Source organism: Arthrobacter paludis (assembly GCF_056782315.1).
Genome location: NZ_JBXAEW010000001.1, coordinates 136,433 through 160,678, shown reverse-complemented (window position 1 = coordinate 160,678; position 24,246 = coordinate 136,433). Strand labels below are relative to the sequence as shown.

Below are 24,246 nucleotides of genomic sequence, written 5' to 3'. Positions count from 1 at the left end.
GGTTTCCCAAGGGTCGACGTCGCAAGCTGGGATCGCGGGGGAACCTGCGCGGCGAGCGACGCCGACGGCCAAGCACCGGCGCCCGCGGAGCGCAACCCCCCAATGAGGGGGCCCTGTTCTCGGGATCCCCCCACCCCCCAAACACGGCTGACTCCGCCGCCGGGCGAAGCGCAGGATGGGTTCATCCAATCAGGGGGGAAACAATGGATATTGGGGGAGTCCAGTCCGGCCTGTGGCCGGTCGGGACAGGCAAGGCATTGGGGATCAGCATTCTCGGCGGATTGGCGGTGCGGCGTGGGGACGCCGTCCTGTCGGCCGCCGACCTGGGGGGACCGAAAGCGCGCCAGATCCTGGAGATCCTGGTCGTGCGCTTCGGGACACCCGTCTCGAAGAGCGAGCTCGTCGAACTGCTCTGGGGCGGCAGCGCCCCGGCCGCGGCCATCGGAACGCTCGAGAGCTACGTGAGCGTCCTGCGCCGGGCCCTGCAGCCGGGCCAGGGCAAGGCGGGCCCGCTGCGCACCGCCAACGGCGGCTACTACCTGGAGCGGAGCCTGGTCGACACGGACCTCGACCGGTTCAACGGGCTCCTCCGGTCGGCCGGCCACGGCGCTCCGAGCGAGGCCTACGCGAAGCTGTGCGAGGCCCTGGCGCTCGCGTCGGCCCCGCTGCTCGAGGACGAGCTGCTCCCGGAGTGGGCCGCGCAGGAGCGCGACTACCACGCCTCGCGCGTGACCGGCGCCCGGCTGCTGGCCTCGGAGACCGCGACCCGCATCGGACTGACCGACGAGGCCGTCGCCTGGGCGCGCCACGTCCTGGACCAGGACCGGCTCAACGAATCGGCGTGGACCGCGCTGATCCACGCGCTGGAGCGCGGCGGGCGCCCGGTCGAGGGGCTCATGGCCTACGACCAGTGCCGGCGCATCCTGGACACCGAGCTCGGATGCTCGCCCGGACCGGTGCTGCAGGGAGCCCAGCGGCGCATGCTCGAGGCGACCGCCGGCGGGTCCGACGAGTTCTCCGGCGTCGTCGCCGCGCTGCTGGCCCTGCACGGGGCCGCGCAGGGGGCCGCCGACCAGGCGGCCCGGGCCGCGGTCCGCGAGGCGGAGGCGGTGGTGCGGCGCTATCTCGAGCGGGCGGTCCAGCACGCCTGACGGATGGAACGCGACGGCCCGGCACCGGGGGTGCCGGGCCGTCGCGTCGCGTGGAGTCCGGACCCTAGCCGTGGGCGGCTCCTCCGGAGATACTTGATCCACGCGATGGCACGTGGGGACGGGCCGCCGCGGGGACCGCGCACAGGGGGAGTGCCAACGGAGGGGGATCCCTATGACAGCCAGTACCGCGCGCCACGGGACGCGCATGGACATCCTGATCGTCGACGACCACACGACGTTCGCCGAACTGCTGGCGGGCGCGTTGGACCGGGAGCCGGACGTCGCGTCCGTCGACATCGCGACCAGCGTCCACGACGGCGTGGAACGCTGCCTCGCGGGAGGGCCCGACGTCGTGGTCATGGACTACCACCTGCCGGACGGCGACGGGCTGGAGGCCGCCGCCCGGATCCTCGCCGCAAGGCCCACGACGCGCATCATCATGCTCACCGGGGACCCGTCGCCCGAGGCCCTGGAGGAGGCGGCGGCGCTCGGGATCTGCGGCTTCCTGCCGAAGGACGGCTCGCTCGCGACCATGCTGGACACGCTGCGGCACGCCCAGCAGGGGAGCATGGTCGTGCCGCCCGCGCTGCTGGCCCTGCCCCGCCACGGGCAGCGGCAGCCGGCGCCCGCGGCGGCCGGCCTGACGCCGCGCGAGATGGAGGTGCTGCGGCTGCTGGCCGACGGCGTCGACGTCCGCGCCGCCAGCCGCCGGCTCGGGATCACCGCCAACACGGGGCGCGGGTACGTGAAGTCGATCCTCGTGAAGCTCGACGCCCACTCCCAGCTGGAGGCGGTGGCGACCGCCGCCAAGCTCGGGCTGCTGCCCGGCCGCGGACATGACTAGCCTGCCCCGCGTGGACGGGCCGGAGGAGGAGGGCGACGCCCGGCGGGCCGTGTCCCGGGCCCTCCGCCGTTTCCTGGCCGCCGGCCTGCTGGTCCTCGTGGCCGTTGCCGTTCCGAGCGTGCTGTGGATCAACCACACGGCCGAGCGCCTGGCCCTCGAGGAGGTCACGGGCCTCACCCAGCGCCTCGCCGACTACGCGCTCGGGCCGGCCGTCGACCAGTCGCTCCTCGGCGGCGATCCGGCGGCCCGCGCGGAGATCCGGCAGATCCTCGACCCGTGGGTCGACAGCAGCTACCTGGTCCGGATCAAGATCTGGGGCGGGGACGGCACGGTCCTGTACTCCGACGAGGCCGACCTCATCGGCCAGCGGTTCGAGCTCGGCGGGGACGCCCGCGCGGTCCTGGCCAGCGGGCGCGGCCAGGCCACCTACGAGGAGCAGAACGAGGTCGAGAACCTCTTCGAGGCCGGCCAGGGCAGCCTCGTGGAGGTGTACGTGGCGTCGGAGGCCTCGACGGGGGAGCCGCTCCTGTTCGAGGCGTACTTCGCGGGCGAGGTCGTCGACCGCACCCGCAGCGAGGTCCTGGCCGGGGCGGGGCCGCTCCTGCTCGTCGCGCTGGTGGTCCTGCAGCTGGCCCAGCTGCTGCCCGCCCTGGGGCTGGCGCGGCGCGTGCACTTCCACCAGGAGGAGCGCCGCCTGGCGCTGCAGCACGCCGTCGACGCCGGCCAGCTGGAGCGGGCGCGGATCGCCCGGGACATCCACGACGACGTCATCCAGGACCTGGCGGGCCTCGGGTACGCGCTGGAGGCGGCGGAGGCCGACGACGACGGGGCCCGGCCCGGCTTCCCCGCCACCGGCCGGACGGCCGGGCGGGCCCCCGCGGAGCCGGCCAGCGCCGTCGTCCGCCGCAGCGTCCGCACCCTGCGCGACATCACGGGGACGCTCTACGCGCCCCAGATCGAGCCGCACGACCTCCCCGAGGCCCTCTGCCGGCTCGGCGCGCCACTCTCCGAACGGGGCATCGAGGTGGATGTCCGCGTCGGGCGGGACCTGCGCCTGGACCAGCACCAGGCCACGGTGCTGTACCGCGTCGCGCGGGAGGCGCTCGTGAACATCGCCAAGCACGCCGGGGCGGTCCACGTGTGGATCGACGTCGCGCGCCGCGGGCAGGGGACCGCCATGGCGATCGAGGACGACGGCCGGGGCATCGACGCGGATCCGGTCGAGCGGCGGGGGCACTTGGGCCTGCGGATCATGCACGACATCGCCGCGACCGCCGGCGGGCGCACGGAGGTCGTGCCCCGCGCCGAGGGCGGGACCAGCGTGTCCGTCGTCTTCGACCAGACCGGAACCGGACCTTCCCCGGCGCCGAGGATGTTCCCGGCCCTGAGCCAGGACCGCGGGCGCTGAACCGGGCCGGCGCCCGACCCAGCTTTTCCCATGGTCCCGCGGCCAGTCTTGGGTCATGGAACACCACGCAGCCTCGGCCGTGGATCCACAGGCTGCGGGTCCCGGCCCCCTTCCCCCGCGGGTCGGGACCCGCTTACGCCGCGCCCGCGTCGCGCTCGCCGGGGTCGCCGCGGCCGGAGCCGCCGGCACCGCCGCGGCGCTGTTGCTCGCCGGTGATCCCGCCCCGGCCGGCCCACCGCCGGGCACCCCCGTGGAGGTCGACGGCGGCGTCGCCCGCATCGACGCGATCATCCCGTTGCTGGACGACGGATGGCTGCCCCCGTCCGGCGACCCGGCGCCGGCGGCCTTCGCCGCCCCGGTCGCCGGAGGCGCCCACCGCGTCCGGGTTCTCGTCGAGTTCACCGCCCTCGACGGGGACGGGCTCGAATTCGAGAGCGACGAGTACCGGCTCGGGGTCCTCGGCGGCAGCCGGATCGATCCACTCTGGACCGGGCCGGAACGGGCCGACGTGGAGCGGGGCGGGCGCCTCGTGGCCACGTTCGTCTACGAGATTCCCGACCGGGCCATCGAACTCGTCCTCGAGGGGCCCGGCGGCACGGTCCTGTCCCTGGGCTCCGCGCACCACACGGGGGCCGGCGCGTGAGGCGCGCCGCCACCGCCGGGGGAGGGCGCCATGGTGGCCCCGTGCTCCGGTGACGCCGGGCACCAGGCCCGCGCGGCCGAGGACCTCGAGCGGACGCGCGCCGTGCGGCGCCTGGAGCAGGAGATCATCCAGTCGCTCGCGGGGGTCTCCTACGCGCTCGAGGCCGAGGACGCCCGGGCCGGGCTCACCCGGCGCGGCCGACTGGTCGACGCCCGGAACGCCCTGCACTCCGCGCTGCGCTCCCTGGGCGACGTCTCGCGCGGCCTGCGGACCCCGGGGATGGACCCGGACCTGCTCGCCGAGTCGCTGGTCGCCCTCGCCGCGGAGCACTCGGCCGCGGGCTTCGCCGTGCGCCTGGACCTCCGGGAGGTTCCCGCGCTGCGGCCCGCCCAGGCCCTGATGTTCCACCGGATCGCCCGGGAGGCACTGTCCAACGCGGCACGGCACTCCGGCGCCGACGCGGCGGACCTGCTGTTCGGGGCCGCCGGGCACCGGGTCATGCTGCACGTGCGCGACGCCGGCCGCGGGTTCGATCCCGGGGCGCCGACGCCTCCGGGCGGGCTGGGGCTGCGGATCATGCGCGCCGCCGCCGGCGAGGGCGGCGGGGTGGTCAACATCGAGTCCGGGCCCGGGCGCGGGACGAGCGTCGCGGCCGCCGTGCCCGCGGCCGCAGGATAGCCACGGCCCGCCCGGGACGGTAGCATGGGTCACGTGCCCACCCGGGCACACGCCAATGACATGCGGCGGGAGAGTCCCGTCCACACCATGGACGGGCGCCGTAGGAGCAAATCCTCCCCGGGAATCTCTCAGGCCCCCGTACCGCCGCGCAGAGGCAACTCTGGAAAGCAGCCGACCGCTGCGCCCGTCCCCGGACGGTCGCCGTGGGCGGTTCACCGAAGGTGCAAAGCGCCGCGCGGCCCCAGCGGCCCGACGGGGCGGAATCTCTCAGGTCACAGACAGAGTCGGGGAGGAACCGAGCCCCTACGGCATGCCCACCGTGCCGCAGACGACCTGGAGTTCCCCTCATGACCGCCACAGCAGCCAGCACCGCCACCGCCGAGACCACCTTCGCCGACCGCCACATCGGTCCCGACTCCGACGCAGCGGCGACCATGCTGCGCGAGCTGGGCTACGACAGCCTGGACGCGCTCGTCGACACCGCCGTCCCCGCGGGCATCCGCCAGGAGAGCCCGCTCGAGTTGCCGGCCGCCCGGTCCGAGGGCGAGGTCCTCGAGGAGCTCCGCGCGTTCGCCAACCGGAACCGGATCAAGACGCAGATGATCGGCCAGGGCTACTACGACACGTTCACCCCGCCGGTCATCAAGCGCAACGTCGTCGAGGACCCGGCCTGGTACACGGCCTACACGCCCTACCAGCCGGAGATCTCCCAGGGCCGGCTGGAGGCCCTGCTGAACTTCCAGACGATGGTCCAGGACCTGACGGCCCTGCCGATCGCCAACGCGTCGCTGCTGGACGAGGCGTCCGCCGTCGCCGAGGCCGTCCTGCTGATGCGCCGCTCGAACAAGGCCAAGGGCGACGCCAAGACCGTCCTGGACGCCAACCTCTTCCCGCAGACCATCGCCGTCGTCGAGGGCCGCGCCAAGGCCCTGGGCTTCGAGCTGGTCGTCGCGGACCTCTCGGCCGGCCTGCCCGAGGGAGAGATCTCCGGGATCGTCCTGCAGCAGCCGGGCGACAACGGCGCCGTCGTCGACCACTCGGCCACCATCGCCGCCGCCAAGGAGCGCGGCGCCATGGTGACGGTCGCCGCGGACATCCTGTCCCTGACCCTGATCGTCCCCCCGGGCGAGCAGGGCGCCGACATCGCCGTCGGCAACACCCAGCGCTTCGGCGTCCCGCTGTTCTTCGGCGGCCCGCACGCCGCCTACATGGCCGTGCGCCAGGGCCTCGAGCGCTCGCTGCCGGGCCGCCTGGTCGGCGTGTCCAAGGACGACGCCGGCGCCGTGTCCTACCGCCTGGCCCTGCAGACCCGCGAGCAGCACATCCGCCGCGAGAAGGCCACCTCCAACATCTGCACCGCGCAGGCCCTGCTCGCCGTCACCGCCTCCATGTACGCCGTCTACCACGGCCCGGCCGGCCTGAAGGCGATCGCCCAGCGCGTGCACCGCCGCGCCCGGACGCTGGCCGCCGTGCTGTCCGGCGCGGGGGTGGAGCTGGCCGCCGGGTCCTTCTTCGACACCGTCACCGCGTCCGTGCCCGGCCGCGCCGCCGCCGTCGTCTCCGCCGCCGAGGAGGCGGGCATCAACGTGCGCCTGGTCGACGCCGACACCGTGGGCGTCTCCACCGACGAGATGACCACCGCCGCGCACCTGGCCGCCGTCGCCGCCGCCTTTGGCGTCGACGCCGCCGAGGAGAAGGTGTCCGACGCCGAGGCCGCCCTGTCCGGGGACGCCCTGGGCGAGGGGGTGGCCCGCACGTCGGACTACCTGACGCACCCGATCTTCAACTCCGTCCGCTCCGAGACCCAGATGCTGCGCTACCTGCGCAAGCTCTCGGACCGCGACCTGGCGCTGGACCGGACCATGATCCCGCTGGGCTCGTGCACGATGAAGCTCAACGCCACCGCCGAGATGGAGGCCATCACCTGGCCGGGCTTCGCGTCGATCCACCCGTTCGCCCCCGACCACCAGACCGAGGGCTGGCGCGCGCTCATCGACGACCTGGAGTCGCGCCTGAGCGCCATCACCGGCTACGCGGGCGTCTCCATCGCCCCCAACGCCGGGTCGCAGGGCGAGTACGCCGGCCTGCTGGCGATCCGCCAGTACCACGTCGCCAACGGCGACACCGGGCGCACCGTCTGCCTGATCCCGGCGTCCGCGCACGGCACCAACGCGGCCTCCGCCGTGCTGGCCGGGCTGAAGGTCGTCGTCGTCAAGACCGCCCCGAACGGGACCATCGACGCCGCGGACCTCGACGCCAAGATCGAGGCGCACCGCGACGCGCTGGCCGGGATCATGATCACGTACCCGTCCACGCACGGCGTGTACGACGCGGACGTCATGGAGGTGTGCGAGAAGGTGCACGCCGCCGGCGGCCAGGTCTACATCGACGGCGCGAACCTCAACGCCCTGGTCGGCCTGGCCCAGCCGGGCCGGTTCGGCGGGGACGTGTCCCACCTGAACCTGCACAAGACGTTCTGCATCCCGCACGGCGGCGGCGGCCCCGGCGTCGGCCCGGTGGCCGTGGCCGAGCACCTCGTGCCGTTCCTGCCCGGCTCCCCGGCCGGCCCGTCCAACGGCCGCGAGGGCACCCCCGTGGCCGCGACCGCGTACGGCTCCGCCGGCGTGCTGCCCATCTCCTGGGCGTACGTCGCGATGATGGGTGCGGACGGCCTGACGTCGGCGACCAAGCACGCGCTGCTGTCCGCGAACTACATCGCGTCCAAGCTCGGGCCCCACTTCCCGATCCTCTACACCGGCGAGGCCGGCCTCGTGGCCCACGAGTGCATCCTGGACCTGCGGGAGGTCACCGCGAAGACCGGCGTCACCGCCGAGGACGTGGCCAAGCGCCTCATCGACTTCGGCTTCCACGCCCCGACCCTGTCCTTCCCGGTCGCCGGGACGCTGATGGTCGAGCCGACCGAGTCCGAGGACCTGGCCGAGATCGACCGCTTCATCGAGGCCATGGCCGCGATCCGCGCCGAGATGGACCAGGTCGCCGCCGGGGACTTCTCCCTGGAGGACTCCCCGCTGCGCCGGGCCCCGCACAGCGCGGCCGCCGTCGTCGACAGCGACTGGGACCGCCCGTACACCCGCGAGCAGGGCGCCTTCCCCGTGAAGTCGCTGCGCCAGGACAAGTACTTCCCGCCGGTGGGGCGGATCGACGGGGCGGCCGGCGACCGCAACCTCATCTGCTCCTGCCCCGCCCCCGAGGCGTTCGAGAACTAGCCCCCGATCAGACCGAGAGGCACACCGTGACCGAGACGAGCGCGCCGCAGCGCACCGCACTGTACGAGGAGCACGCCCGCCTGGGCGCGTCCTTCACCGACTTCGGCGGCTGGGACATGCCGCTGAAGTACGGCTCCGAGCTGGCCGAGCACAAGGCCGTCCGCGAGGCCGCCGGCCTGTTCGACCTGTCCCACATGGGCGAGGTCCGCGTGACCGGCCCGGACGCGGGCCGGTTCCTGAACCGCGCCCTGGTGGGCAACCTGGCCGTCATCAAGCCGGGCAAGGCCAAGTACTCGCTGATCTGCGCCGAGGACGGCGGGATCATCGACGACCTGATCACCTACCGGTTGGGCGAGACCGAGTTCCTCGTCGTGCCCAACGCGGGCAACGCCCCCGCCGTCGTCGCGGCCCTGCGCGAGCGCGCCGCCGGGTTCGACGTCGACGTCGCGGACGAGACCGCCGAGACGAGCCTCGTCGCGATCCAGGGCCCGAACGCCCTGGGGATCCTGCTGCCGCTGGCCCCGGCCGGCCACCAGGCCACGCTGCGCGACATGCCCTACTACGCCGCGGCGCCGATCGAGCTGACCGTGGCCGGGGCCCCCGTGCACGTGCTGGCGGCGCGCACCGGCTACACGGGCGAGGACGGCTTCGAGCTTTACCTGGGCCACGAGCAGGCCGCGTCCCTGTGGGAGGCGCTGCTCTCCGCCGGGCGCTCCGAGGGCCTCGTTCCCTGTGGGCTGGCGAGCCGCGACTCGCTGCGCCTGGAGGCCGGCATGCCGCTGTACGGCAACGAGCTCTCCCGCGACACGAACCCCTACGAGGCGGGCCTGGGCCCCGTCGTCTCCCTGAAGAAGGAGGACGACTTCGTCGGCCGCGCCGCGCTGGAGCGCGTCAAGGAGGCGGGCCCCGCCCGCCGCCTGGTCGGCCTTCAGGGCCTCGGCCGCCGTGCCGGGCGTTCGCACTACCCGGTGCTGCGCGACGGGCAGCAGGTCGGCGAGGTCACCTCCGGACAGCCCAGCCCGACGCTCGGCTACCCGGTGGCGCTGGCCTACGTCGAGCCCTCGGCCGCCGAGCCGGGAACCCGGCTGGACGTCGACCTGCGCGGCAAGCCGGAGGCCTTCGAGGTCGTCGAGCTGCCGTTCTACCGCCGTCAGAAGTAGCATTCGCCACACCACCACCGATCCGAAAGGACCACTCATGGCCAACGTGCCCAACTCCCTCCGCTACTCCGCCGAGCACGAGTGGATCGACGCGTCGACCCCCGCCAAGATCGGCATCACCGCGATCGCGGCGGACGCCCTCGGCGACGTCGTGTACGTCGACCTGCCCGAGGCCGGGTCCGAGGTCACCGCGGGCGAGACCTGCGGCGAGGTCGAGTCGACCAAGTCCGTCTCCGACCTCTACTCGCCGGTGTCCGGCACCGTCGTCGAGGTCAACCAGGAGGCCGTCGACAACCCGGCCCTGCTCAACGAGGACCCCTACGGCGCCGGCTGGCTGTTCACCGTCGAGGTGAGCTCCGAGGGCGCGCTCATGACCGCCGACGACTACGCCTCCGCCAACGGCGGGGACGTCTCCTAGCGGAGGAACGCCGTGGCCCTGAGCGTTTTCGACCTGTTCACGGTCGGCATCGGTCCGTCCAGTTCACACACGGTCGGTCCGATGCGGGCCGCCCGCCAGTTCGCGGTCTCGCTGGCCGAGTCCGGTCTGGCGGAGCGGATCGCGTCCCTGCGCGTGGACGTGTACGGCTCCCTTGCCGCCACCGGTCGGGGCCACGGCACGTTCACCGCGATCCTGCTCGGCCTGGAGGGATACGACCCGGAGGAGATCCTGCCCGCCACCGTCGAGGAGCGGCTCGCGGACATCGCGTCCACCGGCACCCTGCGCTTCGCGGCGCAGGCGGGGGCGCGCCGCGACCTCGCGTACGGCGAGGAGGACATGGTCAAGCACCCGCTGACCATCCTCGAGCGGCACACCAACGGCATGCGCTTCCAGGCGCTGGACGCCGACGGCGGCGTGCTCGAGGACCAGACCTGGTTCTCGGTCGGCGGCGGCTTCGTCGTCCGGGACGGCGAGGAGGAGGCGGCCGCCCACGAGCTGGAGGCCGCGGACCAGCAGGTGCCGTACCCCTTCCGCACGGCCGCCGAGCTGCTGGAGCATTGCCGCTCCACGGGGATGCCGGTCTCCGGGGTGATGATGGCCAACGAGTGCACGTGGCGCAGCCGCGAGGAGGTCCGCGAGGGGCTCCTGCACCTCTGGCGCGTCATGGAGGAGTGCAAGGACAACGCCCTCACCCGCGAGGGCGTGCTTCCCGGCGGCCTCAACGTGCGCCACCGGGCCCCGGAGTGGCACCGGCGCCTCGCCAAGGAGGACCGCGACCGCGACCCGAAGTACTGGCAGGAGTGGGTGAACCTCGTGGCGCTGGCCGTGAACGAGGAGAACGCCTCCGGCGGGCGCGTCGTCACCGCCCCCACCAACGGGGCGGCCGGCATCATCCCCGCCGTCGGCTTCTACGCCACCCACTACTCGCCCGGCATCGGCTGGGCGACCCAGGAGGACAAGGACGACGTCGTCGTGCGCTACCTGCTCACGGCCGGCGCCGTCGGCGTCCTCTACAAGGAGCAGGCCTCGATCTCGGGCGCGGAGGTGGGCTGCCAGGGCGAGGTCGGCTCGGCGTCGTCGATGGCCGCCGCCGGGCTGGCGGAGGTCCTGGGCGGCACGCCCGCGCAGGTCGAGAACGCCGCCGAGATCGCCATGGAGCACAACCTGGGGCTCACGTGCGACCCGATCGCGGGCCTGGTGCAGGTCCCCTGCATCGAGCGGAACGCGATCGCCGCGGCCAAGGCGATCAACGCCGCGAAGATGGCGATGATGGGCGACGGCGAGCACCGGGTGAGCCTCGACGAGGTGATCGTGACCATGCGCGAGACCGGCAAGGACATGAGCCACAAGTACAAGGAGACGGCGCTCGGCGGCCTGGCCGTGAATGTCGTCGAATGCTAGCCGGCGGCTGAGCCGCGGCGCACCCCGCGCGCGGGGCCCCGGGCCCCGCGCGAGGCGCCTCTGACCTGCGGTCGGAGGCGCCTTTTCGGTGCCGGGGACGGCCCTACCCGAACCCTGCGCCCGGTGCTACGGTGGGCGGACGGACCGAGTAGGCACGCGGCAGAGCCGTCGCGTGGGAAGGAGATTCCCCATGGCAAACCGGGCAGATTCCAATGGAATCGATGCCACTCTGTATCGCAGGGAAGGTCCGTGGTGCACGGCCTTCGTCGACGCGTCGCTCGGGACGACGTCCGCCCAGGAGGCGGCGGACCTGCTCCCCGACAAGGTCGCGCAGCTGCTGAAGGGCCAGCAGGCCGCCGAACCCGACATCAACGCCATGCGGGACGCCATGGTCCCCGCCCGCGGCCGCCCCGCGCCGGTCGCCCGCTTCGTCGCCGTGAACAACGGCGAGGTCGTCCTCGACGAGCTGGTCCAGGGCGTGGAGGCCGGGGCGCCCCGCGTCGAATGCGGCCCGTTCCCCAACCTCGTGCCGCTGGCCCGGGCCCGCGGCGGGCAGTTCTCGTACGTCGTCGCCGAGGTCGGGCGCGACGGCGGCGAGGTCCGCCTCCAGCACTCCGCCGTCCCGGGCGTCGCCGAGCACCGCAGCGTCTCCGGGGACCCGGAGGAGGCCCACCACGCACGCAAGGTCCCCGGACGGTACACCGAACCCGTGAACCGGGCCCAGACCGAGGAGATCTGGCGCCGCAATGCGGACGAGATCGCCCGGCACATCGACGAGGTCGCCCGCGAGGGGCGGGCCCGGCTCGTCGTGCTCTCGGGCGACGTCAAGGCCCGCGAGCTGGTCCTGGGCCAGCTGCCCGAGGGCACCCGGGCCATCACCACCGAGCTGGACCTGCACACGCGCACCGGCGGCGTCGACGAGGCCGCCGTCGCCAAGGCCGTCGCCGTGAAGGTCGACGAGGTCCTGGCCAACGACGTGAGGGAGCTGACGGAGAAGATCGCGAACCGCGCCAGCGCGGAACACCCCAACGCCGTGTTGGGCTTCGAGGAGGTCGTGGGGGCGCTCCAGCAGGCCCAGGCCGCGACCGTGCTCGTCGCCGAGTACCAGGACGAGCACTCGCTGCTGGCCCTCGCGTCCGAGCCGTGGCTGGCCACCGAGTCCGGCGGCTCGCCGGGGGCCGAGACCATCGGCTCGTGGCCGGCGCCCGAGGTGCTGCTGCGGGCGGCCGCCCTCACGGACGCGTCCATCCGCTACGTCCCCTCGGGCGTTCTGCCCGACGGGGCCGGCATCGCGGCCCTGCTGCGCTGGCCCAACGGCAACCACTAGCACGCAAGCACGAGCAGTACAGGAGGTCACGGCCCCGGGGACCGGGGCCGACGGCGGGGCCCGGCGGAAGGCCGGGCCCCGCGGCGTGTCCGGGGCCAGGCCCGCCCGGCCCCGGTCCTCCGGCCCCTGCCGCCGCCCCGGTCCTCCGGCCCTGCCCCAGGCTTCAGCCTCGCGGTTCCCTATCCTCCGGCGCGGTGGATGGCGAACGCGGCCGCGAAGCCGAGCGCCGTGGTCAGGCCCGTGAGCAGATGGTGCTCCGCAAAGGCCTCGGGGATCATCGTGTCCGCGAGCATCGCCAGGATGGCGCCGGCCGCGAGGGCCATGATGAACGCGACCACGCTGGGCGGGGCCCCGTCCAGGAGCAGGAACCCGGCGGCCGCCGACGCGCCGCAGAGCACGGCGATCGCCGACCACACGCCGAACACGTAGCGGGCCCCGCGGCCCGCCCGCCTCATGCCGGCCGAGCTCGAGAGTCCCTCGGGCAGGTTCGAGATGGCGACGGCGGCGAGCATCGCGGGGCTGACGGCGCCGGAGACGACGAAGCCGAGCCCCAGCACCAGCGACTCCGGGATCCCGTCCAGGAGCGCGCCGACGGCGATGGCGGTCCCGCTGCCCGGCGCCTCGCCCTCCGACGGCTGTTGGCCCCCGGAGCGCTTGCGGTGCCGCGCGCCCCGGCGCGCCAGCACGGCGTTGGCGCCGACGAACAGCGCGGCGCCGGCGACCAGTCCGCCGAGCGCGGCCGCGGTTCCCCCGGACTCGGCGGCCTCGCCCACGAGCTCGAACGTCAGGGCCGAGACCAGCACGCCGGCCCCGAACGCCATGACCGTCGCCACGGTCCGCGCCGGGATCTCCCACAGCCAGGCGGCGGCCGCGCCGAGGACCAGCGTCGAACCGCCCGCGGTGCCCCACAGGAGGGCCTGCACCCACGCCGGCACGGCAGGTCCGCTCAGCTGCCGAACGGCCGGCGGGCGCCCAGGACCGGCTCTCCGTCCGCGGACCAGTCGGCGATCCACGGGCCCGTGCCCTCGGACGGGTCCAGGACGCCCTCCTCCAGCCAGGCGTACCGCCCGTCCAGGACCCTGCGCGCCAGCCGCCGGTCCGTGGCGTCCGTGTTGTCCCAGAGCGCGCGGAACAGGCGCTCGACGCGGCCACGGGCCTGGCGGCAGAACGCCTCGGCCAGCTCGCGGGCCGCCGCTCCCCGGTCCGGCTCGGTGCGGGCGAGCTGTTCGGCGCGGGAGACGCACGCGGTCATCGCGAACAGTTCGGCCCCGATGTCCACGACGCGGCCGAGGAACGTCTGGTGGTGCTCGAGCCCGGCCTGCCACCGCGCCATGCCGGCGAACGTGTGCCGGGCCAGGCGCCGCGACGCCCGTTCGACATAGCGCAGCTGGGCCGCAAGCCGGCCGTGCTCCCGGTAGGCGAGCGGGACCAGGCCGGGGCCCGCCACGATGTGCGGCAGCCAGCGCGCGTAGAAGCCGGACGCGCCGGCCGCCGCGCGGGCCTTGGCCCGGACATCGGCCTCGGGGTTCGCCAGGTCGCCGGCGGCCTGCAGGTGGGCGTCCACGGCCTCGCGGGCGATCAGCAGGCGCATGATCTCGGTGGAGCCCTCGAAGATCCGGTTGATCCGCAGGTCGCGCAGCAGCTGCTCGGCGGCGACCGCCCGCTCGCCGCGCGCCCGCAGCGAGTCGGCGGTCTCGTACCCGCGTCCGCCGCGCACCTGCACGAGCTCGTCGGCGATGGTGTACGCGGCCTCGGAGCCGAAGAGCTTCGCGAGCGCGGCCTCGATGCGCACGTCCTTCATGCCCGCGTCCGCGAGGCCGGCGGAGAGCTCGAAGACCGACTCGAGCGCGAAGACGGTCGCCGCGATGTGGGCGATCTGGGTGGAGACGGCCTCGTGGCGCCCGATCGGCCGCCCCCATTGGACGCGCGCGTTCGACCACCCGCGGGCGATCTTCAGCGCCCACTTGCCCCCGCCGGCGCAGAGGGCCGGGATCGACAGGCGGCCGGTGTTCAGCGTGCTCAGGGCGATGCGCAGCCCCTGGCCCTCGCGCCCGAGCAGGTTCCCGGCGGGGACGCGGACGCCGTGGAAGCGCGTGACGCCGTTCTCGATGCCGCGCAGCCCCATGAACTGGTTCCGGTTCTCGACGACGATGCCCTCGCTGTCCGCCTCGACGACGAACGCGCTGATTCCGCCGGGGGACGTGCCGCCGTCGGGCAGGGGATGCGGCTGGACCCTGGCCATCACGACGAGCAGCTCGGCGACGGTGCCGTTCGTCGTCCACAGCTTGGCGCCGTCCAGGACGTAGTGGGAGCCGTCGTCCGCCAGCGCCGCCGTCGTCCCGAGCCGCGCCGGGTCGGAGCCCACGTCGTTCTCCGTGAGCAGGAACGCGCTGATGGCCCCGGCCGCGCAGCGCGGCAGGAAGCGCTGCCGCTGCTCCGGAGTGCCGAACTGGCGGACCGGCTCCGGCACGCCGATCGACTGGTGCGCCGAGACCAGCGCCCCAATGCTCGGGCTGACGGAGCCCAGAAGCATGAGGGCCCGCCCGTAGTCGGCCAGCGACAGCCCGAGTCCGCCGTACTCGCGCGGGATCTTCATCCCGAACACCCCGAGGTCCGCCATCGTCTGGATGTACTCGTCGGGGATGCGGGCGTGGCGCTCGATGAGCCCGGAGTCGAACCCCTCCACGGCCTCGGCGAGCCGCTGCAGGAACCGGCGGCCCGCGGCGGCGTCCTCCGGGTCGGCCTCGGGGTGCGGCAGGACCAGGGAGAAGTCGACCCGGCCGAGGTAGAGGCCCTTGGCGAAGCTCGGGCGCTCCCAGCCGGACTCGCGGGCGTCCTCGGCCACCGCTCGCGCGGTGCGTTCGTCCACGGCGCTGCCGGACGGGGTGGTGCGGGTGTCGGTGGGTTCCATGGTGTCCCCCCTGCGCTGGCGTGCCACACGGTGCGCGACGCGGTGCGTCGGGGTCCCCGCGGGCCAGGAGACCCACACGTCGATGCCCTCAGGCTACTCGCTGGTAGGGGTTTCGGCCACGGGGGAGCGCGCGGGGTCCGCCGTGGGGGTGTGCGGGACGAGGCGGACGCAGCAGCCGTGGCCCCCGGGGGCCACCGGCACCGCGTCCCACGGCGCGCCGCAGGCCTGCTCCGCCGAGCGCAGGTAGGCGCGGTTCATCCCGCACACCAGCTCGCGGTGGCGGTCGGAGAGCCGGTGGAACGGGCACTCGAGGAGGTCGACGCCCCCGTCGCCGGCGGGGCGGGGGGCGTAGCCGCGGTCGGCCAGCAGGCGGACCAGGCCGTCGGGGCCGTCCGCCGCGGCCTCGCCGCCGGCCGTCCGGCCCTCCTCGACGGCGGCGCGCTCGACGGCGCAGGCGACGGGCTCGCCCGTGCGCGTGGACTCCTCGATGCCCCGGGCCATCAGCTCGGCCGCCAGGTCGTATTCCCGCTGCGGCACCCCGGCCGAGACCTCCCGCCGCAGAGGCCCGTAGTGCTTGGCCGGGCGCCCGGCGCCAGGCCCGGCCCGGCCGCCCGTCCTGGCGAACGAGGTGGCCACCAGGCGCAGGGCCGCCAACCGGTCGAGGTGGAACGCGGCGGTGGACCGGGGCAGGGAGAGCGTTGCGGCGACGGCGTCCCGCGTGAGCGGCGCGTCCGCGGCGCGCACGAGGTCGTAGACGGCGCGCCGGGTCGGGTCGGCCAGTGCCGCCACCGCCTCCAGCCGCTCCCGGGGACCGAGCCGCCGCATCGCGCCACCGCCTTCCGCCGAGGGGGCCTTCTAAGTATCCGAGGTCTTGATTTTAGACTCTCCGCTTTCTAAAGTTAAGCATCGTTACTCTTAGAACCAGGAGGAACCATGAAAACCGCCCCGGTGGCCGCGCCCGCGGCCGCCGCGACCCACGACCCCTCCCGGCAGGCCTTCCTGCTGCTGCGCACGGTGTTCACCGTGGCGCCGATCCTGTTCGGCCTCGACAAGTTCGCCAACGTCCTCGTCGACTGGACCACCTACCTCGCCCCGATCGCGACGCAGATCGTCCCCCTCGAGCCGCGGATGTTCATGTACATCGTCGGGGTGGTCGAGATCGTCGCCGGCGTCCTGGTCGCGGTGAGCCCCCGCTGGGGCGGGCTCGTCGTGGCCCTCTGGCTCGCCGGCATCATCGCGAACCTGCTGCTGCTCGGCGACCACTTCGACGTGGCGCTGCGCGACTTCGGCCTGCTCGTGGCGGCCCTGGCCCTGAGCCGCCTCGCCGTCGCCCACGAACACCACCGCCACCTCCACCGCCGCGCCTGAGCGCGCCAGACCGGCCCCGCGGCCAACGCCGGCCGCGGGGCCCCGTGCCGCCCGGGAAGGGCCGGCGCCCAGCCAGCCTGTGGAAAGATGAAGGGCATGACGGAACCCCGCTGGCTTTCCCGGGAGGAGCGCGACTGCTGGCTCGCACTCCTGGCCGTGTCCATGCAATTGCCCAGCCGGCTGGACAGCGAGCTCCACCGCCAGGCGCGGATCACGCTCTTCGACTACAACGTCCTGGCGATGCTCTCGGAGGCCGAGGGGCGCCAGCTGCCCATGAGCCATCTCGCCGGGCAGACGAACTCGTCGCTGTCCCGCCTCAGCCACGTGGTGAAGAAGCTCGAGGGGCGCGGCTGGGTCGAGCGCAGCCCCAGCAGCACCGACGCCCGCGTGACCATGGCCCACCTGACCGACGACGGCATGTCCATGCTGGAGCGGCTGGCCCCGGAACACGTCGAGTCCGTCCGGCGCATCATCTTCGACGGGCTGGAGCCCTCGGACGTGACCGAGCTCGCCCGGCTGGGACGCAAGGTCGTGGCCGAGCTCGACCCCGCCCACTGGATCTTCCGCGACTAGGCGCGGCCGGGGAGTGGCGCACGGCGGCCGCCGAGCGCGCGGCGCGGGGGCCGATTGGCGCTCCGCGGCGTCGCGGAGTAGGATGGTACGGCGTTAAGCCGCGCGTGTCCCTTGGCGTGCGCCCCGGTGTGGGCCTTGGGACATGGCGGCGGCCCGTAACCATGAATAACGCGGCCGACCGGGTAGGGGAAAATGCCCAACTGGCCGCGAAGTTCACCGTCTTTTCGCGCGAAGTAAGGCGCTTCGGTTGGTTCTCACCCAGCCTGGTTACCTTCTGAAAGTCGCAGTAATAACGGTGTCACAACTGGTGGCGGGACCAAGCAACGCAGCATCGGCGTGCCGCCGCAAGGCGCCGCGTCCGTTGTGGTTCCGCCAATATTTACTACTACTGAGGAGTGATCATGGCAGCCGTTTGCCAGGTGACCGGTGCAGTGCCGAACTTCGGGCACAGCATCTCCCACTCGCACCGCCGCACGAAGCGCCGGTTCGACCCGAACATCCAGAAGAAGCGCTACTGGGTTCCGTCCCTGCGCCGCAACGTGACGCTGAACGTGTCCGCCCGCGGCATCAAGACCATTGACGTGCGCGGCATCGACGCGGTCGTCGCCGAGCTGATCGCGAAGGGTGTGAAGCTCTAGTGGCCAAGGACAAGGACGTTCGTCCGATCATCAAGCTCAAGTCCACCGCCGGCACGGGCTTCACGTACGTGACCCGCAAGAACCGCCGCAACGATCCGGACCGCATGGTCCTGAAGAAGTACGACCCGGTGGTCCGCAAGCACGTCGAATTCCGTGAGGAGCGCTAAGCAGCATGGCTAAGAAGTCCAAGATCGCTCGCAACGAGCAGCGCAAGGTCATCGTCGAGCGCTACGCCGCCAAGCGCGCCGAGCTGAAGAAGACCCTCGTCGACGAGAACGCCACCGACGAGGCCCGCGAGGCCGCGCGCCTGGGCCTGCAGAAGCTGCCCCGCGACGCCTCCCCGGTCCGCGTGCGCAACCGCGACGCCATCGACGGCCGCCCGCGCGGCACGTTCCAGAAGTTCGGCATCTCCCGCGTCCGTTTCCGCGAGATGGCCCACAAGGGCGAGCTGCCGGGCATCACCAAGTCCTCCTGGTAACCACCAGCGGCACCGCCTGGCGCGGCCCCCGTCGACTCCGGTCGGCGGGGGCCGCTCCCGTTTAATCAGTCCCGTCAATCAGTCCCGGGACGGACGCGCGCGGGGGACCGGCCCCGCGGCGGCTCAGCGCGCGGGGACCGGCTCAGCGCGCGGGGGACCAGAGCCACGCGGCGAGGCGGCGCCACCAGCGCCGCGGCGGTTCGGGCGCGGGCGCCGACGGCGGCGGCGCGTGGGCGGCGCGCCAGCGCCGCACCTCCTGCTCGAGGTCCCGGGTGGGTGTCACGACCGGCGGGCCGCCGAGGAGCTGGCGCCGCGCCTCGACGACGCGCCGGTTGAAGTCGCCCAGGACGTCCCGGACCTCCTTTTCCGAGCGGAGGGCATCGAGCCGGGCGTCGAGCCGCGCGTCCTCCCGGCGCAGCAGGAACGCCTCCGGGGCCACGTCGGTGAGCCCCTCCCGCTCGATGAGGGCCTTGATCCACCAGTCCGGGTCGTCGCTGGACACCGAGGCCGGCAGGGGCTTGCCGGCATAGCTCAGGTGGTCGAAGTCGCCGCGCCGGATCGCCGCCGCCAGCCGGTCCTCCGCGACCTGCCAGGTCTCGTCCCGGCCGCGGACCCTCGGGAGGTCGCCGCCGGGCAGCGTCGACTCCACCTCGGCCGGTCCCGGGCGCGCGAACTCGTCCCCGGGCACGGGGGCCGCCGCGTCCAGGGCGTCCCGGTAGCGGGCCGCCCGGAGGGCCGCATCGTCCGGGTCCGGCCCGGGCGCACCGTCTGTGGCGGGCATCGTGGCACCACCTTCCGCCTCCAGCGTAGGAACGCGCCGCCGGGCGCGGCAAGGTGGGCCGGCGGCCCACAGGGGGCCGGCGCCGGAACGCTCGGGCCACGGGTCCGGTGCGCGCATGCCCCCGGGTCCGGCGCCTGCGTGCCCCGGGCCCGACGGCGGCGCCACGGCCGGCGGGTGCGCGCGGGACGGCCCAAGACCGCCGCGGGGGACCGAAATCCCCCGAAAAACCCCATGAATTCGGCCCAACACGCCGAAACTGGGCCGTTGCGGCGGGCATGGCTGGTAGTTTCCATTCCAGAAGACCCCGCAGTCGCGGGGCGCTCCGGCCGACCGGCCGGGGGACAAGACAGCAAAAAGGACAGGATTCGCCATGAACCGCAGTGAGCTTGTTGCCGCCGTCGCCGAGAAGACCAACAACTCCCAGGTGGCCGTCAACGCCGTGCTGGACTCGGTGTTCGAGGTCTTCGTCGACCAGATCTCCAAGGGTGAGAAGGTGTCCATCCCCGGCTTCCTCGCCGTGGAGCGCACGGACCGCGCCGCCCGCACCGGCCGCAACCCGCAGACCGGCGAGACCATCCAGATCCCGGCCGGGCACTCCGTGAAGCTGACCGCCGGCTCCAAGCTCAAGGCCGCCGTCGCCAAGTAGCCTCCCCGCCTCGACGGGACCGCGGGCCCGCCCCCACACCGGGGGCGGGCCCGCGGCGTCTCCGGGGCCCGGTGTGACAATCCACGCCCGCCTCTCTACCGCGCGTAGAACGGCGGTAAACTGGGCGGGCGCCCGGAAACCGATCCGGCCGAGCCCGATCCGCAGGAGTCCGCCATGCAGCACCGCGCCGCACGCCCCGTGCGCGGCTGGGCCGCCGCGGTCTTCGCGGTGTCCCTCGCCGCCGCCTCGCACGGGGCCGCCGGCGGGGACCTCCCGCCGGGACCGCTCCTGCTGCTGGTGCTGGCCGTGTCCGGCTGCCTCTGCACGGCCCTGTCCGGCCGCGGCTGGGCCTGGTGGAGGACGACCGCCGCGGTGGCAGTGAGCCAGGGTCTCTACCACGCCGCGTTCGGCTGGGGCGCCCACGTCCACGGCGCCGCACCCGGAACGGCCGCCGCCGGTGGCGCCCACGCCGGCCACGACCCGGCCGCGCACGTCGCCGCGGCGCTCGCGGCGGCCCCCGGCACGGCGGCGGCCGAGCCCGCCGCGATGGTGTGGGCCCACGCGGCCGCCGCCGTCGCCACCGTCCTGCTGCTCCGCCGCGGGGACGCCGCCGTCGCGCGCCTTGCGGACGCCCTGCCGCTGGCCCGCCCGGCCCGGATCCTCTCCTGGCGGCCCGCCGTCCCGGCCCCCGCCCCCGCGCGGCCACCGGCCGCCCGCCCCGCACCCGACCACGACCTCGGCGTCCCCCTGCTGGCCCTGCGCCACCGCGGCCCGCCCGTCCGTCCCGCCGCCTGACCAGCCAACGGACCAGCCCCGGACGGGGCGGTAAGGACAACCAGCATGACCACGCACACCCCCACCATCGACCGGCCCGGAGCGATGCTCCGCGCCACCCTCGCGGCCTGCGCGGCGCTCCTGGCGCTCCTCGCGGCGCTCGTCTCCGCGCCCGCCGCGCAGGCCCACGACCAGCTCGTCGCCTCCACCCCGGAGCAGGGCGCCGAACTCGGCCAGGCCCCCGGGGAGCTCGAACTCCGCTTCTCCGGCGAGCTGCAACAACTCGGGGCCGAGGCCGTCCTGGCCGGACCTGACGGGGCCACGATCGAGACCAGCACCTCCACCGACGGACAGGCGCTCACCGTCATCCCCGCGACGGCCCTGGCGCCGGGCGCGTACACCCTGTCCTGGCGCGTCGTCTCCAGCGACGGACACCCCATCGAGGGCACCGAGGCCAACCGCCAGGCGATCGCGTTCACCGTGGCCGGGGCCGGCGGCGGCGCGGCCCCGCAGGACACGGCGTCCGGCGGATCCGCCCCGGCCGGCGACACGGCCTCCGCCCCGGCCGCCGAACCCGACGCAACCGCCACGGCGGACCCGGCCGCCGAACCGGAGGCGACCGACCCCGCCGGCGGGGAGTCCGGACTGCCGGCCCCGCTCGTGTGGGTCCTGCTGGCCCTGGCCGCCGTCGCGGCCGCCGCGGTCGTGTGGGCCAAGGCCCGCCGCCAGACGAAGTAAGCCCGGTCCGGACCCGGGCGGCCCAGCGCCGCCCGGGGGCCGGCGACGGAACCCCGACCCGGAAGGGACCCGAGTGAACACCCCCACCCCCACCGCGGCGAGGCCGGCCTGGCTGCTCGGCGCGGCCGCGCTGGCCGGGCTCGCGGGCCTCGTCGCCGCCCTGCTCTACACGGGCACGACCGTGGCCGGCCAGCTGTCCGACCCCGGCGCGTTCGTCCGCTGGGGCACCCCGATCGCGACCGCCATCCACCACACGGCCATGGCCGTGTCCGTCGGCACCCTCGTGCTCGCCGCCGTCGTCCTGCCCCGCTCCACCCGCCCGGGGCGCCGCGGCGAGGACGCCGACGACGGCGGCCACCCTGCGTTCGTCCGGGCCATGAACGCGGGCGCCGTCGCGGCCACCGTCTGGACGCTGTCGGCCGCGGCGCTGCTGGTGCTCTCCTTCTCCGACATCTCCGGCCAGCCGATCAGCGGCGACCCGGCCTACTCCGCGGCCCTGATCGACTACGCGCTGAACGTCTCCGTCGGTCAGGCGTGGGCGTGGATGGCGGTGATTGCGGCCTCGGTCGCCTCGCTCGCCTTCGGCGTCCGCTCGCGCTCCGGCGTCGGGGCGGCCGCCGTGTTCGCGATGGCCGGAATCCTGCCGCTCTCGCTCATCGGGCACGCGGCGGGAGGCGACGACCACTGGGGCGCCGTCAACGGGATGCTCCTGCACCTGGCCGGCATCTGCCTCTGGGTGGGTGGCATCATCGGCCTGGCCGCGATTGCGGGCCTCCTGGGCACTCCGGCGCCGGGCCGCTACGCGGGTACCCGGCCCGTGCTGGCCGGGACCGTCCTGCGCCGGTTCTCCGCCCTCGCCACCGTCGCGTTCGCGCTGGTGCTCGTCTCCGGGATCGTCAGCGCCTCGATCCGCCTCGCGGGGTGGTCCGACCTGCTCGCGACCCCGTACGGGCAGCTCGTCGTGGTCAAGGCGCTGCTCACGCTCCTGCTCGGGCTGCTGGGGCTCGGGCACCGGATGCTGACGATTCCGCAGCTCGAGGGCGGGAGGATCGGGGCCCTGCCCGCGGCCTGGCGCATCATCGGGGTGGAGGCCGCGATCATGGCGGCGACCATGGGCGTTGCCACGGCCCTGACCCGCACGCCCCCGCCCATTCCCGAGGAACTGCCCCCGACGCCCACCCCGGCCCGCCTCCTCACCGGGTACGACCTGCCGCCCGCCCTCGGGCCCACCGAGTGGCTGACCGTGTGGCGGGTCGACTGGCTCTGGCTCGCCGTCGCGATCTTCCTCGCGGTCGCCTACACGCGCGGCGTCGTGCTCCTGCGCCGCCGCGGGGACCGGTGGCCCGTCATGCGCCTGGTCTCCTGGTACGTCGGCCTCGCCGTGCTCGTCTACCTCACCTCGGGCGCGCCCGCCGTCTACGGGATCGTCCTGTTCTCGATGCACATGGTCGGCCACATGGCGCTGACGATGGTCGCGCCGATCTTCCTGGTCATCGGCAACCCGGTCACGCTCGCCCTGAGGGTCCTGCCGGCGCGCCTCGACGGCACGCGCGGGCCCCGGGAGTGGATCCTCGTGCTCGTGCACTCCTGGTTCTCGAAGCTCGTGACCCACCCGCTGTTCGCCGCCGCGAACTTCGCCGGGTCGATCATCGTCTTCTACAACACGGACCTGTTCCGGTTCGCGATGGAGGAGCACATCGGCCACGAGCTGATGAACCTGCACTTCCTGCTCACCGGCTACATCTTCGCGCTGACCATGATCGGCGGGGACCCCCTGCCCCGGCGGGCCGCCTACCCGATCCGGCTGCTGATCCTGCTCGCCACCGTCGCGTTCCACGCCTTCTACGGCGTCTCGATCATGGGCCAGGAGTCCCTGATCCAGGCCAGCTGGTTCGGGAACATGGGGCGCCCCTGGGGCCCGAGCGCCCTCGAGGACCAGCGCGCCGGGGCGGGCGCCATGTGGGGCATCGGCGAGGTGCCGACCCTCGTCCTGGCCCTCGGCGTCGCGCTCGCGTGGAGCCGCGACGACGCCCGCGAGTCGCGCCGCCGGGACCGGCAGGCGGACCGCGACGACGACGCGGAGCTCGAGGCCTACAACCGCATGTTCGCCGACCTGAAGCAACACGACGAGGAGATCGACCGCCGTGGCCGCTAACCGCCCCCGCCCCCTGCGCGCCGCCCTGGCCGGCGCGGCCGCGCTGCTGGCCCTGTCCGCCTGCGCGGCCCCCGCCGAGCCGCCGGCCGACCCCCACGCCGGGGTCGACACCGGGGCAGCCGTCCCGCCCGAAGCGGCCCCGGGCGGCTCCGGGTCCGGCGCGCCGGCCGCGGACCGGGGCGGGTCGCCGCGCGCCCAGGCCGCCGTCGACGCGGGAATCGCCGCCGCGGCGGCCCTCGGCTTCGGGCTCGCGGCCCCCGCCGCGTCCGCGGACCTCAAGGCCCTCCGCGAGGCGCCGGCCGATGCCCTGGAGGGCGTCGTCGTCGCGCCCTCGACGTGCCGCGGCGTGGTCGAGGAGCTCTCGTGGGCTCCCGGGCAGCAGTCCGCCGACGCCGCCCGCACCGACTTCACGACGCAGGGCGCCTCCGTCACCGGCTCGGTCGAGGTCGCCCCGGTCGACGACCGCGCCGCGCTGGACGCCCACTACGCCACGGTGGAGCGGATGCTCGGCGAGTGCTCCCAGGTGACGCTGAACATCCAGCAGGAGACCGGCAACGGCGGCGTGGTCCCGGAGACGGTGCCGCTGACCAGCACCGCGCCGGAGGTCTCCGGGGCCGATGTCGACTCGGCACTGCTGTGGACGCGCGGCCGCGACGGCCAGGCCCTCCAGCAGCAGGCGCTGGTCCTCATGGGGGAGCGGGACGGGCACGTGGCCATGGTCTCCTTCATCGGCACCAGGGGCCTGGACGACGGCCGTTTCGCGGAGATGGCCTCGGGCATCCTCGACGCGACCCTCGCCGAAGCGGGCGGGTAGCGGGGGACGACGGCGGCGCCCCCGCCGTCGTCCGCCGTCATCCGGGGCGGCGCCGGGAACAGCCGCGGGGATAATGGCGTTGGAACCAGAAC

24 protein-coding genes and 1 riboswitch are annotated in these 24,246 nt (G+C 74.3%); of the genes, 20 read left to right on the top strand and 4 right to left on the bottom strand.

Translation table 11 applies throughout. From position 1 onward, the window contains the following. Window positions 1-257 precede the first annotated feature (257 nt). From AC1Q5D_RS00815 to AC1Q5D_RS00770, 10 genes are all read left to right on the top strand, one after another. Window positions 258-1,151, top strand: a complete 894-nt coding sequence (locus tag AC1Q5D_RS00815; protein WP_481736653.1) for an AfsR/SARP family transcriptional regulator — start codon at window positions 258-260, stop codon at window positions 1,149-1,151. Window positions 1,152-1,323: 172 nt separating this feature from the next. Further along, the gene (locus AC1Q5D_RS00810) at window positions 1,324-1,995 is read left to right on the top strand and encodes a response regulator (RefSeq protein ID WP_481736652.1); all 672 of its coding nucleotides are present in this window, start codon (window positions 1,324-1,326) and stop codon (window positions 1,993-1,995) included. Further along, window positions 1,988-3,403, top strand: coding sequence for a sensor histidine kinase (locus tag AC1Q5D_RS00805; protein WP_481736651.1), 1,416 nt, complete (start codon window positions 1,988-1,990; stop codon window positions 3,401-3,403). Before AC1Q5D_RS00810 ends, AC1Q5D_RS00805 begins: the two co-directional genes overlap by 8 nt. A 55-nt stretch (window positions 3,404-3,458) precedes the next feature. After that, window positions 3,459-4,046 (top strand): hypothetical protein, encoded by a 588-nt coding sequence (locus tag AC1Q5D_RS00800; protein WP_481736650.1) that lies wholly within the window; start codon window positions 3,459-3,461, stop codon window positions 4,044-4,046. Between the two features lie 30 nt (window positions 4,047-4,076). Continuing rightward, the gene (locus AC1Q5D_RS00795) at window positions 4,077-4,724 is read left to right on the top strand and encodes a sensor histidine kinase (protein WP_481736649.1); all 648 of its coding nucleotides are present in this window, start codon (window positions 4,077-4,079) and stop codon (window positions 4,722-4,724) included. Between the two features lie 56 nt (window positions 4,725-4,780). Beyond that, window positions 4,781-4,878: riboswitch (glycine riboswitch) on the top strand. A gap of 193 nt (window positions 4,879-5,071) precedes the next feature. Beyond that, on the top strand, window positions 5,072-7,951 hold the full coding sequence (gene gcvP / locus AC1Q5D_RS00790; protein WP_481736648.1) for an aminomethyl-transferring glycine dehydrogenase: 2,880 nt from the start codon (window positions 5,072-5,074) through the stop codon (window positions 7,949-7,951). Window positions 7,952-7,977: 26 nt separating this feature from the next. Further along, window positions 7,978-9,111, top strand: coding sequence for a glycine cleavage system aminomethyltransferase GcvT (gene gcvT, locus AC1Q5D_RS00785; RefSeq protein ID WP_481736647.1), 1,134 nt, complete (start codon window positions 7,978-7,980; stop codon window positions 9,109-9,111). Window positions 9,112-9,148: 37 nt separating this feature from the next. Next, window positions 9,149-9,529: a glycine cleavage system protein GcvH gene (gene gcvH / locus AC1Q5D_RS00780; protein WP_481736646.1), complete on the top strand. Its 381-nt coding sequence runs from the start codon at window positions 9,149-9,151 to the stop codon at window positions 9,527-9,529. Between the two features lie 12 nt (window positions 9,530-9,541). Continuing rightward, on the top strand, window positions 9,542-10,951 hold the full coding sequence (locus AC1Q5D_RS00775; RefSeq protein WP_481736645.1) for an L-serine ammonia-lyase: 1,410 nt from the start codon (window positions 9,542-9,544) through the stop codon (window positions 10,949-10,951). Window positions 10,952-11,141: 190 nt separating this feature from the next. Next, on the top strand, window positions 11,142-12,278 hold the full coding sequence (locus tag AC1Q5D_RS00770; protein WP_481736644.1) for a baeRF2 domain-containing protein: 1,137 nt from the start codon (window positions 11,142-11,144) through the stop codon (window positions 12,276-12,278). A 179-nt stretch (window positions 12,279-12,457) separates the two neighbouring features. On the opposite strand, the gene AC1Q5D_RS00765 is transcribed toward AC1Q5D_RS00770, so the two are convergent. From AC1Q5D_RS00765 to AC1Q5D_RS00755, 3 genes are all read right to left on the bottom strand, one after another. Then, window positions 12,458-13,213: a ZIP family metal transporter gene (locus AC1Q5D_RS00765; RefSeq protein ID WP_481736643.1), complete on the bottom strand. Its 756-nt coding sequence runs from the start codon at window positions 13,211-13,213 to the stop codon at window positions 12,458-12,460. 11 nt (window positions 13,214-13,224) lie between these two features. Continuing rightward, window positions 13,225-15,189, bottom strand: coding sequence for an acyl-CoA dehydrogenase family protein (locus AC1Q5D_RS00760; RefSeq protein ID WP_481736642.1), 1,965 nt, complete (start codon window positions 15,187-15,189; stop codon window positions 13,225-13,227). Between the two features lie 93 nt (window positions 15,190-15,282). Next, window positions 15,283-16,014 (bottom strand): helix-turn-helix domain-containing protein, encoded by a 732-nt coding sequence (locus AC1Q5D_RS00755; protein WP_481736641.1) that lies wholly within the window; start codon window positions 16,012-16,014, stop codon window positions 15,283-15,285. A 108-nt stretch (window positions 16,015-16,122) separates the two neighbouring features. Here AC1Q5D_RS00755 and AC1Q5D_RS00750 point away from each other — a divergent pair, with 108 nt between their 5' ends. The 5 genes from AC1Q5D_RS00750 (at window position 16,123) to rpsN (ending at window position 18,246) form a co-directional block, all read left to right on the top strand. Continuing rightward, on the top strand, window positions 16,123-16,557 hold the full coding sequence (locus tag AC1Q5D_RS00750) for a hypothetical protein (RefSeq protein ID WP_481736640.1): 435 nt from the start codon (window positions 16,123-16,125) through the stop codon (window positions 16,555-16,557). 96 nt (window positions 16,558-16,653) lie between these two features. Beyond that, the gene (locus AC1Q5D_RS00745) at window positions 16,654-17,130 is read left to right on the top strand and encodes a MarR family winged helix-turn-helix transcriptional regulator (protein ID WP_481736639.1); all 477 of its coding nucleotides are present in this window, start codon (window positions 16,654-16,656) and stop codon (window positions 17,128-17,130) included. A 401-nt stretch (window positions 17,131-17,531) separates the two neighbouring features. Beyond that, the gene (rpmB, locus tag AC1Q5D_RS00740) at window positions 17,532-17,768 is read left to right on the top strand and encodes a 50S ribosomal protein L28 (RefSeq protein WP_481736638.1); all 237 of its coding nucleotides are present in this window, start codon (window positions 17,532-17,534) and stop codon (window positions 17,766-17,768) included. Further along, window positions 17,768-17,935: a 50S ribosomal protein L33 gene (gene rpmG / locus AC1Q5D_RS00735; protein ID WP_411733535.1), complete on the top strand. Its 168-nt coding sequence runs from the start codon at window positions 17,768-17,770 to the stop codon at window positions 17,933-17,935. The genes rpmB and rpmG overlap by 1 nt, the downstream gene beginning before the upstream one ends. Before the next feature lie 5 nt (window positions 17,936-17,940). Next, on the top strand, window positions 17,941-18,246 hold the full coding sequence (rpsN, locus tag AC1Q5D_RS00730) for a 30S ribosomal protein S14 (protein WP_481736637.1): 306 nt from the start codon (window positions 17,941-17,943) through the stop codon (window positions 18,244-18,246). 142 nt (window positions 18,247-18,388) lie between these two features. Here the strand turns inward: rpsN and AC1Q5D_RS00725 are convergent, their stop codons facing one another. Next, window positions 18,389-19,027 (bottom strand): DnaJ family domain-containing protein, encoded by a 639-nt coding sequence (locus AC1Q5D_RS00725; RefSeq protein WP_481736636.1) that lies wholly within the window; start codon window positions 19,025-19,027, stop codon window positions 18,389-18,391. A 370-nt stretch (window positions 19,028-19,397) separates the two neighbouring features. Here AC1Q5D_RS00725 and AC1Q5D_RS00720 point away from each other — a divergent pair, with 370 nt between their 5' ends. The 5 genes from AC1Q5D_RS00720 to AC1Q5D_RS00700 all read left to right on the top strand — a co-directional run bounded on the left by AC1Q5D_RS00720 (window position 19,398) and on the right by AC1Q5D_RS00700 (window position 24,154). Continuing rightward, a complete protein-coding gene (locus tag AC1Q5D_RS00720) occupies window positions 19,398-19,673 on the top strand; it encodes an HU family DNA-binding protein (RefSeq protein ID WP_481736635.1) in 276 nt (91 codons plus the stop codon). A gap of 174 nt (window positions 19,674-19,847) precedes the next feature. Then, window positions 19,848-20,468: a hypothetical protein gene (locus AC1Q5D_RS00715; RefSeq protein ID WP_481736634.1), complete on the top strand. Its 621-nt coding sequence runs from the start codon at window positions 19,848-19,850 to the stop codon at window positions 20,466-20,468. Window positions 20,469-20,513: 45 nt separating this feature from the next. Continuing rightward, the gene (locus AC1Q5D_RS00710) at window positions 20,514-21,185 is read left to right on the top strand and encodes a copper resistance CopC family protein (protein ID WP_481736633.1); all 672 of its coding nucleotides are present in this window, start codon (window positions 20,514-20,516) and stop codon (window positions 21,183-21,185) included. Window positions 21,186-21,258: 73 nt separating this feature from the next. Beyond that, window positions 21,259-23,340: a bifunctional copper resistance protein CopD/cytochrome c oxidase assembly protein gene (locus tag AC1Q5D_RS00705; protein ID WP_481736632.1), complete on the top strand. Its 2,082-nt coding sequence runs from the start codon at window positions 21,259-21,261 to the stop codon at window positions 23,338-23,340. Then, window positions 23,330-24,154: a hypothetical protein gene (locus tag AC1Q5D_RS00700; RefSeq protein WP_481736631.1), complete on the top strand. Its 825-nt coding sequence runs from the start codon at window positions 23,330-23,332 to the stop codon at window positions 24,152-24,154. Before AC1Q5D_RS00705 ends, AC1Q5D_RS00700 begins: the two co-directional genes overlap by 11 nt. The last annotated feature ends 92 nt before the right edge of the window (window positions 24,155-24,246 follow it).

What these genes read in the sequence shown, in the direction of transcription:
- AC1Q5D_RS00810 (WP_481736652.1), top strand. Translation starts at nt 1,324, where the DNA reads ATGACAGCCAGTACCGCGCGCCACGGGACGCGCATGGACATCCTGATC.
- AC1Q5D_RS00805 (WP_481736651.1), top strand. Translation starts at nt 1,988, where the DNA reads ATGACTAGCCTGCCCCGCGTGGACGGGCCGGAGGAGGAGGGCGACGCC.
- AC1Q5D_RS00800 (WP_481736650.1), top strand. Translation starts at nt 3,459, where the DNA reads ATGGAACACCACGCAGCCTCGGCCGTGGATCCACAGGCTGCGGGTCCC.
- AC1Q5D_RS00795 (WP_481736649.1), top strand. Translation starts at nt 4,077, where the DNA reads ATGGTGGCCCCGTGCTCCGGTGACGCCGGGCACCAGGCCCGCGCGGCC.
- gcvP (WP_481736648.1), top strand. Translation starts at nt 5,072, where the DNA reads ATGACCGCCACAGCAGCCAGCACCGCCACCGCCGAGACCACCTTCGCC.
- gcvH (WP_481736646.1), top strand. Translation starts at nt 9,149, where the DNA reads ATGGCCAACGTGCCCAACTCCCTCCGCTACTCCGCCGAGCACGAGTGG.
- AC1Q5D_RS00770 (WP_481736644.1), top strand. Translation starts at nt 11,142, where the DNA reads ATGGCAAACCGGGCAGATTCCAATGGAATCGATGCCACTCTGTATCGC.
- AC1Q5D_RS00760 (WP_481736642.1), bottom strand. Translation starts at nt 15,189, where the DNA reads ATGGAACCCACCGACACCCGCACCACCCCGTCCGGCAGCGCCGTGGAC.
- AC1Q5D_RS00755 (WP_481736641.1), bottom strand. Translation starts at nt 16,014, where the DNA reads ATGCGGCGGCTCGGTCCCCGGGAGCGGCTGGAGGCGGTGGCGGCACTG.
- AC1Q5D_RS00750 (WP_481736640.1), top strand. Translation starts at nt 16,123, where the DNA reads ATGAAAACCGCCCCGGTGGCCGCGCCCGCGGCCGCCGCGACCCACGAC.
- AC1Q5D_RS00745 (WP_481736639.1), top strand. Translation starts at nt 16,654, where the DNA reads ATGACGGAACCCCGCTGGCTTTCCCGGGAGGAGCGCGACTGCTGGCTC.
- rpmB (WP_481736638.1), top strand. Translation starts at nt 17,532, where the DNA reads ATGGCAGCCGTTTGCCAGGTGACCGGTGCAGTGCCGAACTTCGGGCAC.
- rpsN (WP_481736637.1), top strand. Translation starts at nt 17,941, where the DNA reads ATGGCTAAGAAGTCCAAGATCGCTCGCAACGAGCAGCGCAAGGTCATC.
- AC1Q5D_RS00725 (WP_481736636.1), bottom strand. Translation starts at nt 19,027, where the DNA reads ATGCCCGCCACAGACGGTGCGCCCGGGCCGGACCCGGACGATGCGGCC.
- AC1Q5D_RS00720 (WP_481736635.1), top strand. Translation starts at nt 19,398, where the DNA reads ATGAACCGCAGTGAGCTTGTTGCCGCCGTCGCCGAGAAGACCAACAAC.
- AC1Q5D_RS00715 (WP_481736634.1), top strand. Translation starts at nt 19,848, where the DNA reads ATGCAGCACCGCGCCGCACGCCCCGTGCGCGGCTGGGCCGCCGCGGTC.
- AC1Q5D_RS00710 (WP_481736633.1), top strand. Translation starts at nt 20,514, where the DNA reads ATGACCACGCACACCCCCACCATCGACCGGCCCGGAGCGATGCTCCGC.